The sequence below is a fragment of the Streptosporangium sp. NBC_01469 genome (assembly GCF_036227305.1).
GTDB lineage: Bacteria > Actinomycetota > Actinomycetes > Streptosporangiales > Streptosporangiaceae > Streptosporangium.
On the sequence record NZ_CP109465.1, the window covers coordinates 8,038,637 to 8,051,782 of the forward strand.

The following is a 13,146-nucleotide window of genomic DNA, read 5'->3' on the forward strand; positions in this document are numbered from 1 at the left end:
ACGGCATGGGCACCACGGATCTGAGCATCGGGCAGGTCGCCGAGCGCACGGGGTTGAGCGTTCACGCGCTGCGCTTCTACGAGCGCGAGGGCATCCTGGCCAACCCCGTACGGCGTGACTCCGGCGGGCGCCGCGTCTACGGCGAGGACGACGTGGAGTGGCTGACCCTCTGCATCGTGCTCCGCGCCTCCGGCATGCCCCTGCCCGCGATCCGCCAGTACACGGACATGGTCAGGCGGGGAGACGGCAACGAGGAGGAGCGGCTCGCCCTCCTGCGCCTGCACCGGGAGCGGGTGACCGCCCAGATCGGACAGCTCACCCGCTGCCTGGACCTGATCAGCTACAAGGTCGGGGTGTACGAGGACATCCTTGACCAGGGCACCGCCGGCCACGAGTGCGTCGCACCGCCGCCACCGGAGAACGAGCAACAGTTCTAGCACCGCCACCACCACGCCACCACCGAGCCCGCCTCCGTCCACACCATTCACCGCCCCCGGTCTCCGGTCTCCGGTCTCCGGTCTCCGGTCTCCGGTCTCCGGTCTCCGGTCTCCGGTCTCCGGCAACAGCGTCGGCTCACCGCACCACTCCGCGGCCCCGCGGCGGCGAGCCGTCGCACCGTCCACCCGCCCGCGTCGATCCCGCGCCACCGGCCCATCGGCCCATCGGCCCCCGGGGTTCCCGCGCGGGGCTCCGGCACACCCGGGGGAACGCCATAAGGGTTCCCGATGCGAGCTTTAAATGTTAGGAAACTTTCCTAAAAATATTGACGGATCGCTGTCGGGATCGGTTGGATAGGCGGTCATCAAGGCCCCCGGCCGAGACCTCTCGCCACCCCCTTGGCCTGTCAGGCCAGCGAGGAGCTCCACATGCTCAGACGCATCCGAACGACGGCAGCCGCGATCCTGGGCGCCGCGGCTCTCGCCGTCACCCCCCTCGCCGCCCCCGCGGCCGGTGCTGCGCCACTGCCGAACCTCCCGGCCGCGCAGGCGAAGGGAGCGCCACCACCGAACCTTCCGGCCGCGTCGGCGAAGGCCGCCCCGGCGACCTTCACCCACCCGGGAGTCCTGGTCAGCAGGTCCCAGCTCGACTTCGTCCGCTCGAAGGTCAACGCCGGCGCCCAGCCGTGGAAGGGCGCCTTCGACCAGATGATGGGACATTCCCTGGCATCTCTGTCGCGGACTCCCAAGCCGCGCGCGATCGTGGAGTGCGGCTCGTACTCCAACCCCAACAACGGCTGCACCGACGAGCGTCAGGACGCGCTCGCCGCGTACACCATGGCGCTGGCCTGGTACATCACGCAGGACAGCAGGTACGCCCAGAAGGCCATCCAGATCATGGACGCCTGGTCCGCGGTGATCAGGGACCACACCAACAGCAACGCCCCGCTGCAGACCGGGTGGGCCGGGTCCTCGTGGCCCAGGGCCGCCGAGATCATCCGCTACACCTACACCGGCTGGTCCGCCGCCTCCGTCAGCCGCTTCTCCACCATGCTGCGCACCGTCTACCTGCCGAAGATCATCAACGGCTCCAACAGCAACGGCAACTGGGAACTGAGCATGATGGAGGCCGCGCTCGGCATCTCCGTCTTCCTCGAGGACCGGGCGAGCTACGACAAGGCCGTGGCCAAGTTCCGCGGGCGGGTGCCGGCCTTCATCTACATCTCCTCCGACGGCGCGCTCCCCAAGGCACCTCCGGGGAGCGGCATCGACACCCGCGCCGAGATCATCAACTACTGGCAGGGCCAGTCCACCTTCATGGACGGCCTCACCCAGGAGACCTGCCGCGACTTCACCCACACCGGGTACGGGCTGTCGGCCATCTCGCACTTCGCCGAGACCACCCGCATCCAGGGGCAGGACCTCTACCCGGAGATCAGCGAGCGGCTGCGCCACGCGCTGGGCATGCAGGCGAAGTACCAGCTCGGCGCCGCCGTGCCGTCCTCGCTGTGCGGGGGCGCCCTCCACCTCGGCCTGGGACCGATCACCGAGGTCGGCTTCAACGCCCTGGGCAACCGGATGGGCATCGCCATGACGAACACCCAGCGTCTCACCGAGCAGCAGCGCCCGGCCGGGACGAACGTCCTCTTCGTCGCCTGGGAGACCCTGACCCACGCCGCCAACCCCAACTGACGCCGATTCCCCGAGGGGCCGGCCGACCGGGCCGGCCCCTGCCGCGCGTGCGGACCTCCCTCGTCACCCACCCGCCGCGGCCCGGCGACGTCGAGGGTCCGCCACCGGCTCGTCCGGTCAGTTCGTACGCCGCACGCGGATGCCGTGGGCGTCGGCCCGCTGGACACCGCCGACGTCCACGTTGGAGATCCGGATCAGGCCCTCGACCTTGCCCTTCTTCCCGTTGCCGGTCAGCTTGACGATGAGCATTCCCGGGTCGCTCCCGTGGGAGGAGTGCGGGTCGCCGGAGAGCGGGTTCGGCCCCCGCGTCGAGGCGAAGGCCCATTTGTGGTCCGGCGAGACGGCGAAGAGGTCGACCGTCGGGTCCGCGCTGAACGGTGAGACGAGGTTGACGGTGCCGACGTGGGCGCCGGTCGCCCCGTTGAAGACCTCGGCGACGTTGGCGTCACGGTCGCCGGCCCACACGTGATGTTCCCCGGCGGACACGAGGACGCCGTGGGCGTCGCGCTCGGGCGAGTCGTCGTTGAAGAGCGACTGGACCGCCGGGGTGTTGGGCGGATTGGCGGGCGAGTAGCCGCTCATCGGCAGCCGGAAGACGCTGAACTGGTCGAGGTTGGCGGGCGTACCCCCGCCTCCGTTGCCGAAGACGCTGCCCTTGGCCTCGATGAACCCGCACCCGTTCGCGGGAATCCTGGTCGTGTCGTACTCCGCCACGATCGACATCGGCGTCGTGTGCCAGTCGACCACGAGCATCCCGCCGCCCCGCAGGCTGACGAAGACCGGGCCGTTGTCCGAGGCGATGAACGGGCAGATCGGCGCGTTGTCCGGACGGAGCTGGGGTGACTGGCACGGCGCGCCGTTCGGCGTGGTGCAACCGGCCAGGTCGATCGTGGCGGCCGGCTGCTGGACGAAGGTGCCCGAGGCGTAGTCGGTGCTGACGCGCTCCAGCCTCTTGCCGTTCTGGTTGGAGATGATCAGATACCTGTCGTCCTCGGTGGGCCAGAGGGCGTGAGCCTGCCGTACCCCTCCCACCCCGGCCTCGGTGATGAGACAGGTGAGCGGCTGCCGGGTGCGGGCGTCGAAGACGACCACGTGGCCGCTGGCGACGAAGGCGAGCGCGGCGTGGGTGTCGGCCTTGTTGAAAACGATCATATGGGGGCGTACGGGCACGCTGCCGGTTCTCGCCAGGCACAGGGACGAGGTCGCGCCGCCCAGATCTATGACGTCGACGGGCTGCGCGGCCGACAACCGGCGGGTGACGTCGCGGCCGGAGTACACGCTGACGGTGCCGCCGTGGGCGAGCCCGTTGGTATTGGACTGGTCGACCAGCCAGACCTCGTACGACTTCTCGGCCGCCACCTGAGACGACGCTCCCGCGCCCAGGACGAACAGCGCCAGTACCGCGACGACCACGACCCGCCACTTCCCCATGACCCCTCCAAAACCGCTCCGGTCGGAGTATCTCCCGGTATCCCTGCAGAGCACTTGTTTCCTACTTTTAATCCCATGCCGCCATAAGTCCAGTAATTGCCTAATTTGACAAGAAGGCAGGTCAAGACCCTTCGCGCGCGAGAGCAGTGGGTGGCCATTGGGGAAGCGACCAAACCTCGAAAGGGCCGAAAAGAAGATATAACACCATTTCGATATATGAAGTTACAGACGGTCCCGGCGATGGTAACGACAGGCAGCACGGCGGCGGCACGGCACGGCATGGTGACGGCGGTCGGTGACACAGCGCGGTGCGGCGGAGGTCACGGCGCCTCGTCGCGCCCGGCCCCCTCAAAGCCGCTGTCGATATATTGGCCCCCATGAACGCGCTGGTCCGACGCCCACTGGGCCAGACCGCCCTGTCCGTGACACCGCTTGGCCTGGGTCTGGCGGCCCTCGGCCGCCCCGCCTACATCACGCTCGGCCGCGCCGAGGACCTCGGCGACGATCGGGACGTCGCCGCGATGCGCTCGCGTACCTGGGCCGTGCTCGACGCCGCGTGGGCCGCGGGCGTGCGCTACCTCGACACGGCGCGCTCGTACGGGCGGGCGGAGGAGTTCCTCGCCGGGTGGCTGCGCGAGCGCGAGATCACGCCGGGAGCCGTCACGGTCGGCTCGAAGTGGGGATACGCCTACGTCGGTGACTGGCGGCTGAACGCCGAGCGGCACGAGGTGAAGGAGCTCACCGCCGACCGGCTCCGCGTCCAGCTGGAACAGACGCGCGCACTGCTCGGCGAGCACCTGTCGCTCTACCAGATCCACTCGGCGACGGTCGAGAGCGGTGTGCTCGACGACGAGGGCGTGCTCGACGGGTTGCGCGCGCTGCGGGCCGAAGGGGTCGCGATCGGGCTGTCGACGAGCGGGCCGCGCCAGGCGGACACGATCGAGCGGGCGATCGGAGCCGGGCTGTTCGACACGGTGCAGGCGACGTGGAACCTGCTGGAACGCTCGGCCGGCGAGGCGCTCGGGCGGGCGCGCGAGGCGGGGATGGGTGTGATCGTCAAGGAGGGCGTGGCGAACGGCCGGCTGACCGCTCGCGCGGCACCCGCCGCGCTCGTGGCCGCCGCGCGCGAGCGGGACACCACGCCGGACGCGCTCGCCTTGGCGGCCGTACTGGCCAGGCCGTGGGCGGGGGTGGTGCTGAGCGGCGCGGTCTCGGCCGGGCAGCTGCGCGACAACCTCGCCGCGGTCGGGACCGGGTGGGACGCGGAGCTGGACGAGCGGCTCGCCGGTCTGGAGGAAGACCCCGAAGGCTACTGGGCGGGGCGGGGCGCACTGCCCTGGAGCTGACGGCACCGGGCGGCGACGACCGCCTTCGCCGGTTCGCCAAGTCCCTTGGCGAACCTGACAGCCTGCTGACGCTCGCCGGGGACGCGGCCGATGACGACGCCCTCCGGTCGGCCCATTGGTTCACCCCTTCAATCACCAAAAGTCGGAAATATCCTGAAAAAATGGGATAGTAACGTTTCCGTTCGCCATCGATTTCCTGGCACTCCCGGCGGGCCTTTCCGCGATCCATGTCACGAGCCGGCACGATGTCCACCCCGTGAACGGAATGATCTGATCAGGTCACATCCTCGATACGCCGGGATCCCGCTCCTTGACGGCCCACTTGTCACACAAGAAAGATGACTATCCGGGGGACGGTGAACACGATCTTTTCATAGTCGACGTTGCGTAAACGCAGTCAGGCGGCGCGGGTCCATGCCTCTTTTCGTGGTGTTCCTCATCCTGGTGGTCATCGTCGTCATCGCCGTCGTATGGCGAAGACTCGCGGTCCAGCGGACGGAGGCTCTGGCCGCGAGAACCGAACTCAGCGAGATTGCCCGCCAGGAGCTGCTGCCCACCGTCAAGGTCGTGGCCCTGGGCGCTTCCGGGGCAGGTAAGACCGCTTTGCTGGCGAGCATGTTCCACCGGTTGCAGACGCCCGCGTACACCGACTACTACCTGAAGCTCCCGCACGACCAGATGACCGTGCTCAACAGGGCTTACCGGCGGGTCAGCGACCCGGCGGGGGGATGGCCCGACAGCACGCGGACCGGGGAGACGCGCGAGTTCACCTTCACGTGCATAGCCCACGTGGACGGCGATCACCATGAGGTGGCGCAGATCAACTACCTCGAGTACGCCGGTGAGCTCCTGACCGAGGAGCAGGAGGGGGGAGCCTCCGAGCAGCGGGCTCTGGTCGAGTACGTCGACTCGGCCGCCGCGGTGCTGATCCTCCTGGACGGCTTCCGCATCAAGCAACTCCTGGAGGACTCCCCCGACGGCGCTCTCCACCTGGAGAGCGCCCTGACCGCCTACGTCAATCTGATATTCGCGAAGACGTATCCGGTCCATTTCGTCATCACCAAATGGGATCTGCTCAGCGAATCGGAGGAGCATGACGACCAGCGGCTGCGCATGGTCCGCGATCTGCTCCTTTCCTACCCGGCCTTCGCGTCGCTGGTGCGGGCGAAGAGCCGGCAGCGGGTCGTACGGCTGATTCCGGTCAGCGCCGTCGGCCGGGGATTCGCGAGGGTCGACGAGAACGGCCACGTGGTCAAGAATCTCGATTCCAGAGTCCGGCCCGCCTACGTCGAGCTGCCGCTTTCCGTGGTGATACCCGACGTCTTCCACCAGCTGTCCCATACGCTTGAGCAGACCGCGAAGGAAAAGATGTTCGCGGAGGTCGAAGACCGGATCAAGCTCGATTCACGTGATTTCCTCGCGCACATGGGCCAGCGGTTGAGCCAGCCGACGGCGCGGGCACTGCGAGCGGCCTTCTCCGTCGTTCCCGGGGTCAGCGGCGGCGACCAGCTTCTGGACCTGTGGGTGCAGTGGTCCAGCCGCCCGCTGGCCGAGCGCCGCGACAACCTGCTGAGCCAGCTGGGCGCCGCCAACAAGGAGGCCGCGCTGATCTACGGTTCCCGGCAACGAGTCCTGGACGAGTTTCAGCGGCAGGTCAGCATATTGGAAGCGAAGTTCCCGGCCTCCAGACTGTGAAGGAGAACACGGCGGTGAGCGGCGGCGAAGACGGCCGGACCTCCGGGTGGCTCTTCCTGTACGCCCGCGGAAGGAAACGCGGTTACCGGATCCTGCTGGCCCCGGACTTCCTCATCGAGCAGGAGGAGCACGGCTGGCTGGGCGAGCAGGTGGGGCGGGCGACGAACCCCCCGGCCGGATTCGGCGAGCTCACGACGCCGAGCGGTGTGCCGCTCCTGGCGCTCGTACGCCGTGAGAACCCGACGCCGGCGGATCTCGGCCTGACGGACGACCCGTCGGACCGGGGGAAGACCCTCGACGAATTCGGCCGCGTACTGAGTTTCTCGTACGGGCTGGTCTGCCGGCCCGGCCGCGTACCGACGGTGACGGAAGCCGCCCTGCGGCGCGCCCGCGACCTGGTGCTGGAGGTCTACCGGGATTTCCTGGACGGCGAGGAGGCTTTCCGCACCCGCCCGTCAACCGCTCTCGGCCTGAGCGCGACCGCCCCCGGAGCCGTCACCCCCGCGACCGGTGCCGCCGCCCGTACGCCCACGGCCGAGGTGGCCGCCCCCGCGCCCGTCCCCCCGCCCGCCCCCGGGACCGGGGCCCGCGGACCCGCGGCCGGAGTGCCCGGCGCGCCTCGCCCCTCATACCGCGGTCTGATCACCGTGATCGCCGCGATCGTTCTCATGATCGCCGCCGCCGGAATCCTGCTGTGGTCGCTCAGGCAACCGCCCGAGCCGCGGGTGCCCGCCGCCTGCGCGGAGGTAGCGGAGGTACGGGTGACGGCGACTCACGACATCCCGTGCCCCACCCCGAGCATCACCGGCCCGTCCCGGCGCTAGACGACCTCGCCACCCGCCGCACACTTCGCGGCGATCCGACGGGGCGGACCCCCCGCACCGGCGCGCCGGTCGTTCTCTCACGCCAGGCTCCGACGCCGGGATCCGACAACGGCCCTCAAAAGAGGGAAGCGGCAGCACGACCACCCGCCGAGGCACCCGTGGCCGGTGGCGTTCCCCTCCTGCCGACGATCACCTTCACCGCCGGTTGCGTACCCGGCTCCGGTCGCTAAGATCCTCGGTTATGACGTACTCGTTCTTCTTCAACCTGCGTTAAGCCCCCGTCGGCGAAGCGAGGCACACCCCGTCGTCGACGACGCGGGGCGGCGTGGCGCCGTCCCGGGCTGACGTGGGAGAAGAACGATCACTATGCGCATTCGCGCGAGTTTTCTCACCGCACCGCGTCCCAGCGCTCTCGCCGTCTCGTGACGGCGGCGCGCCTGGTGGCGCGGTGCGTTCACGGGCTGGAGTCGACGGTCGCCGCCGAGATCCTCCAGCTCGGACTCGGAACGGTCACCCATCTGGGGCATCGCGAAGTCCACTTCCGCACGTTTCGAACAGGACCGCGAGCCGTCGGGCTGAGCACGGCGGACGACGTGTTCCTGCTCGCCGCGCAGCGGCCCGACATCGGCACGACCAAGAGGGATCTCACCGTGCTCGCCCAGCTCGCCGACACCGTGGACCTCGGCACGCTGATGCGATTGCGGGAGGAGCAGGGAGGTTCCGGCGCGGCCACCGGGGTCGAGGTGTCGGCGTCCTTCCTGGGAAGGCGCACCTTCAACCGGTACGACGCCGAGGACGCCGTCGGCCAGGCCCTGGCACGGCGGCTGGGGATCGGTTACCACTCGCGACGGGCGGGTGCCGGACCTCCGCCCGCCCACAGCGGGTGGCGGCTCACCCTCGACGGCACGCGGGCCACCCTCATGCTGAGGATCACCGACCGGCCGCTGCATCGGCGTGCCTACAAACGGCGCTCCATCCCGGGAACCCTGCATCCTCCGCTGGCCGCCGCGATGGCGCGGATGGCCGATATCCACCCCGGCCACACGGTCCTCGATCCCTGCTGCGGCGCCGGAACCCTGCTGATCGAAGCCGGGCTCCACCAGCCTCGGGCCCGTTTCCACGGCTTCGACCTGGCCTCGGAGTCGTTACGGGCGGCGGAGGAGAACGCGGCCGGGCTGCCGATCTCCCTCGACCAGGCCGATGCCGGTCACCTGCCGCTACCGGGCGGTGGCATCGACCGCGTCCTGTGCAATCCCCCCTGGGGCGGCCAGGTCGCCGCTCAGGGCCAGCTCTCCGCCTCCTCCTCGCACTGGTGGGCGGAGCTGCGCCGTGTCCTGGCGCCCGGCGGCATGGCCGTGGTCCTGCTTCCGGACGCCGGTGACATCGCGGCCGGGATCCGGCGGCGGTTCGTCCCGCTGCGCGTCCAGCGCGTCCGGGTCTCCGGCGCGCAGCCCTTCCTCGTCCAGTTCGCGGCACCCGCCGAGCAAGGGGGGCCGTGAAGGATGGGGGCACGTGCCATGCCGTCCGTGCGGGAGGAGGTCGCCGGACGAAGCCCTATCGGGTCCTGAGCTGGTCGAGGGTGTAGCCGGTGGCCCGCTTGAACAGGTATTCGGCCCGTTCGTAGGAGAGCCTGCGCCGGCCGGTCTCCGGGCACAGGTCGGCGGGTGCGGGAGGCCGGCCGGGGCCGGGCCTGCGGTCGGACAGGAACAGCGGGCCCCGGCGGCGGCCCGCGACGAGGTACGGGATGAGCTCGGCGGTACCGGAGCGCCAGTGGATCCAGCCGGATCCGGTGGCCACCTTCCCGCGCATCCCCGCCAGGTCGAGGCCCTCGACGTTGAGCGAGAGCGCCGAGCCCGCTCCGGCCGCGCTCTCGTGGAGCAGCAGCCACAGGGCGCGCTCGCGCGGGGCGATGTCCGGGCGCTCCCAGAGCGCCTCAACGTGCGGCCGGTCGATGGGGCGGGTGCGCCCCCTGGGCTCGGGCCTGCGCCCAAGCCCGGCGGCCAGGTCGCCGGGCACGCCACCGGTCAGGCCGCGGTCCGGCTCACCGGCCGACGGGTCCTGGGCGGCGTTCCAGGCGCAGAAGGAGCGTACGGCCCCGCGGTGGCGGTTCCACGTGGCGGGGGCCGCGTTTCCCCACGCGTCGGCGAAGACCTCCGCGACCCGCTCGGCGCTCACGTCCGGCAGCGGGATGTCGTCTCCGAGATCGCGGCGCAGCCGGTTCATGGTCTGGCGGTAGGAGCGGACGGTCGCGGCGTCCAGGTCGTCACGGGCGAGGAAGGCGGTCGCGGCCTCGGCCAGGGTGACGGCCCTCCCGGGCCCGGCCTTTTCCGGTGTGATCCCTCCCGGTGTGCCCCCTCCTGGCGTGGCCTTCCCCGGCACGACCGTCCCCGGCCGGCTTGTCCCGGGACCGGCCACCGCTCCCGGCCCAGCCGCCCCGGAACCGGCTGTTCCGGGACCGGCTGTTCCGGGACCGGCTGTTCCGGGACCGGCTGTTCCGGGACCGGCTGTTCTCCGTGCGGCGATGTCGGCGCAGGCCGCGGCGCGTTTCGTGAGGACCATGCGTTCCGGCACGTTGAGGGTGAGGTCCGCGGCGCGTTCGAACTCCCGCCCGGCCTCCTCGTGGCGGCCGAGCCTGGTCAGCAGATCGCCGCGCACGCTGGGCAGGCGGTGGTAGCCCCTGAGCGCCGGTTCGCCGACCAGCGTGTCGGCGAGCGCCAGACCCGCTTCCGGGCCGCGGGCCATGGCGAGCGCGACCGCGCGGTTGAGCTGCACTACCGGCGTGGGCAGCACCTGGGCGAGCGCCTCGTAGAGGGCGGCGATCTGCGTCCAGCCGGTCTCCTCCGCCGTACGGGCCCGCGCGTGGCACGCGGCGATGGCGGCCTGCAGCACGTACGGACCGAGAGGCGCGCCACACTGCCTGGCGCGCAGCAGGGCCGTGAACCCCCGGCGGATGAGGAGCTGGTCCCAGCGCCCGCGGTTCTGCTCGTGCAGCGCGACGGGCGCTCCCGACGGCCCCGTCCTGGCGGCCAGCCGCGACGCCTGGAGCTCCATCAGCGCGACCAGGCCGTGCACCTCGGCCTCGCCGGGCGCGAGTCCGGCGAGGAGGCGGCCCAGGCGCAGCGCTTCCTGGCAGAGGTCCTGGCGCATCCAGTCGTCGCCGGCGCTCGCCGCGTACCCCTCGTTGAACACCAGGTAGATGACCCCGAGCACCGATGACAGGCGCACCGCCCGGTCCGGACCCTCCGGGACCTCGAAGGGGATCCGGAGGGCGGCCAGGGTGCGCTTGGCCCGGACGACGCGCTGCGCGACGGTCGGCTCGGAGACGAGGAACGCGCGCGCGATCTCCTCGGTGCGCAGGCCGCCGAGCAGCCGCAGTGTCAGAGCCACCCGGGACTCGGCGGGCAGCGCCGGGTGACAGGAGACGAACATCAGGCGCAGGACGTCGTCGCCCACCTCGTCGTCGAGGGCCGCGTCGATGTCGGCCTCGGCGGTCCCGGCGGTGTCCTGCCGGGTGGCGAGATCTTGGGCGAGCTGCTCGTGCCGGAGGCCGAGCCGCTCCTCGCGGCGCAGGTGGTCGATGGCGCGGCGCTTGGCGACGGCCATCAGCCAGGCGCCCGGGTTGTCCGGGATGCCTGCCCCCGGCCACTGTTCGAGGGCGGCCAGGAGCGCGTCCTGCGCGAGCTCCTCGGCCAGCCCCACATCGCCCACCATCCGGACGAGCCCGGCGACGATCCTCGCCGACTCCATCTTCCAGACCGCGTCGACCGCGCGGTGGGCGTCCCCGGACATCACGTGCTCGATCAGAGCACCCGCCCGGCGGGGTACGCAAGCGTCCGGTCAGCTCTCCGGGCCGAAGACCTGCTGGATGTCCCCCTCACCGTCGCCGACGATCCTCCAGAAGCGCCGGGCCAGCTCGACGGCCTCCTCCTTGGAGCGCGCCTCGACGAGCGCGAAACTCACGATCGCCTCCTTCGCCTCGGTGAACGGCCCGTCGGTAACGGTGATCTCACCGCCGGAGGACGAGATATGGGTGCCGGCCGGGTCCAGGCCGCCGGTCGCCAGCAGCACTCCCGCCCGGGTCATCTCCTCGATGAAGGCGGCCATCTCGGCGTGCATCGTCTCGGTCGGGGGTGCCATGTCGCCGCCCTTGGTCGTCATCAGGAACCGCATCGCCATATCTCCTTCGGGTGGTCAGGTGACCGATCCTCGCCGGTCCTCGGCTACGCGTCGAACGAACCGGGCGGAAATCGACACGCACCGTCCGACCAGGACGATAGCCGGATGTGACAGGGAATGCCATACGACAGGGAATGCGTACCAACTCCACGTATTCGCAGCTCAGGGGTGCGGCGGAGGGGGGCGTCGATTCCCGCTCCTCTCGTTCGACGCGTCAGCGAGGCCGGGGCGAACCGGCGGACCGAGAACGGCGACGGACCCCGTCGCGCCGAGAGGAAACAGACATGACCGCCATCCAGCCCGGCCCCGCCGCCGCTTCCGCCACCGGTTCCGACCGCGGCTCCGTCACCCCCACGACGCGCGTCCTGCTCGCCTGCTCCGTCGCCGCCGCTCCCCTCTTCGCGATCGTGTCGCTGGCGCAGGCCTTCACCCGCGAGGGCTTCGACTTGACGCGCCACCCCCTGAGCATGCTGAGCACCGGCGACCTCGGCTGGCTCCAGATCGCCAACTTCCTGCTCAGCGGCGCACTGACGGTCGCCGGTGCGCTCGGCCTGCGCCGCGTCCTGCGCGGCACGCCCGGCGGTACGTGGGCGCCCCGGCTGATCCTGGTCAACGGCGTCGCGACGGCAGCCGCCGGTGTCCTCGTGATGGACGCGGGTGACGGTTTCCCCGTGGGCACCCCGCTGGGCCAGCCGTCCACGATGAGCTGGCACGGCGTCATGCACATGGTCACCGGGTCCATCGCGTTCACCGCGCTCATCGCCGCCTGCTTCATCCTGGGCCGCCACTTCTCCCGCGCCGGACGCCCCGGTTTCGCCACGGCCTCACGGCTCAGCGGCCTGGTCTTCGCCCTCGGCGACGGCTGGGCGATGTCAGGCGGGCACGCCGGTTCCCTGACCCTGGCCGTCGGCGCGATCACCGCGATGGTGTGGGTCTCCGTGGTGGCGGCGGACAAGTGGGCCGCGCTCGGCTAGGCCGCGCACCAGGAACACCGCCGCGGGCCGGGGCTCCCTCGCACCGCGAGGGAGCCCCGGCCTGTCCCGCTCCGGGCGGGCAAGGTCTCCGGCTCTAGGTACGGGTGGCGACGGCCGCGTCCGGAAGGCCGCGCATCACGCGGGCCGCCAGAGCCGCCACGAACGCGAACAGGACCGCCGACGCGAGCACCAGTCGTACGCTGGGCCCTCCGGGTCGGACCACGCGGTGAGCAGCACGGCCGCCACGGCGGCCGCGACGCACACCGCGACCCAGCCCCACCGCCTGAGCGCGGCGAACCGGCGCGCGAACACCGGGCATCCCACGGTCATCCCGCCGACCGTCGGCATGGGCCCGAGACCATGCAGGGCACCGTGCCGGCTGATCTCGGGTGCCCCGGCCGGCGCGCCCGGCGGGAACCCGGCGCCCGCGTCGGTGACGAAGACCCCATCCACGATCAGCCCGGCCCCGAGAAGGCCGACCAGCAGCGGGCCCCAGGTGCCGCTCGGGCCGGGACGCGACGCCCGCCACCCGCCGTACGCGCTCAACCGGATCCGTGGGGAGCCACCCTCA

At 71.1% G+C, this 13,146-nt stretch carries 11 protein-coding genes; 7 read left to right on the forward strand and 4 right to left on the reverse strand.

The window, feature by feature from the left end; all coding sequences use genetic code 11:
• Window positions 1–5: 5 nt before the first annotated feature.
• Both OG587_RS34950 and OG587_RS34955 read left to right on the forward strand, forming a co-directional pair.
• On the forward strand, window positions 6–437 hold the full coding sequence (locus OG587_RS34950; RefSeq protein WP_329082960.1) for a MerR family transcriptional regulator: 432 nt from the start codon (window positions 6–8) through the stop codon (window positions 435–437).
• Window positions 438–866: 429 nt separating this feature from the next.
• Window positions 867–2,129: an alginate lyase family protein gene (locus tag OG587_RS34955; protein ID WP_329082961.1), complete on the forward strand. Its 1,263-nt coding sequence runs from the start codon at window positions 867–869 to the stop codon at window positions 2,127–2,129.
• Window positions 2,130–2,246: 117 nt separating this feature from the next.
• Here OG587_RS34955 and OG587_RS34960 read toward each other — a convergent pair whose 3' ends face one another.
• On the reverse strand, window positions 2,247–3,560 hold the full coding sequence (locus tag OG587_RS34960) for a hypothetical protein (protein ID WP_329082962.1): 1,314 nt from the start codon (window positions 3,558–3,560) through the stop codon (window positions 2,247–2,249).
• A gap of 377 nt (window positions 3,561–3,937) precedes the next feature.
• Here OG587_RS34960 and OG587_RS34965 point away from each other — a divergent pair, with 377 nt between their 5' ends.
• From OG587_RS34965 to OG587_RS34980, 4 genes are all read left to right on the forward strand, one after another.
• The gene (locus OG587_RS34965) at window positions 3,938–4,906 is read left to right on the forward strand and encodes an aldo/keto reductase (protein WP_329082963.1); all 969 of its coding nucleotides are present in this window, start codon (window positions 3,938–3,940) and stop codon (window positions 4,904–4,906) included.
• A gap of 414 nt (window positions 4,907–5,320) precedes the next feature.
• On the forward strand, window positions 5,321–6,601 hold the full coding sequence (locus OG587_RS34970) for a GTPase domain-containing protein (RefSeq protein ID WP_329082964.1): 1,281 nt from the start codon (window positions 5,321–5,323) through the stop codon (window positions 6,599–6,601).
• Between the two features lie 14 nt (window positions 6,602–6,615).
• Entirely contained in the window at window positions 6,616–7,425 is an 810-nt protein-coding gene (locus tag OG587_RS34975) for a hypothetical protein (RefSeq protein WP_329082966.1), read from the forward strand.
• Between the two features lie 422 nt (window positions 7,426–7,847).
• A complete protein-coding gene (locus OG587_RS34980; protein ID WP_329082968.1) occupies window positions 7,848–8,924 on the forward strand; it encodes a methyltransferase domain-containing protein in 1,077 nt (358 codons plus the stop codon).
• Window positions 8,925–8,979: 55 nt separating this feature from the next.
• Here OG587_RS34980 and OG587_RS34985 read toward each other — a convergent pair whose 3' ends face one another.
• On the reverse strand, window positions 8,980–11,214 hold the full coding sequence (locus tag OG587_RS34985; RefSeq protein WP_329094099.1) for a sigma-70 family RNA polymerase sigma factor: 2,235 nt from the start codon (window positions 11,212–11,214) through the stop codon (window positions 8,980–8,982).
• A 48-nt stretch (window positions 11,215–11,262) separates the two neighbouring features.
• Window positions 11,263–11,595: a YciI family protein gene (locus tag OG587_RS34990; protein WP_329082970.1), complete on the reverse strand. Its 333-nt coding sequence runs from the start codon at window positions 11,593–11,595 to the stop codon at window positions 11,263–11,265.
• Between the two features lie 290 nt (window positions 11,596–11,885).
• On the opposite strand from OG587_RS34990, the gene OG587_RS34995 reads away from it, so the two are divergent.
• On the forward strand, window positions 11,886–12,575 hold the full coding sequence (locus OG587_RS34995; RefSeq protein ID WP_329082972.1) for a DUF998 domain-containing protein: 690 nt from the start codon (window positions 11,886–11,888) through the stop codon (window positions 12,573–12,575).
• 135 nt (window positions 12,576–12,710) lie between these two features.
• Here the strand turns inward: OG587_RS34995 and OG587_RS35000 are convergent, their stop codons facing one another.
• Window positions 12,711–13,121 carry a DUF998 domain-containing protein gene (locus OG587_RS35000; RefSeq protein WP_329082974.1) on the reverse strand — a complete coding sequence of 137 codons (411 nt, stop codon included), beginning with the start codon at window positions 13,119–13,121 and terminating at the stop codon, window positions 12,711–12,713.
• Window positions 13,122–13,146 lie beyond the last annotated feature (25 nt).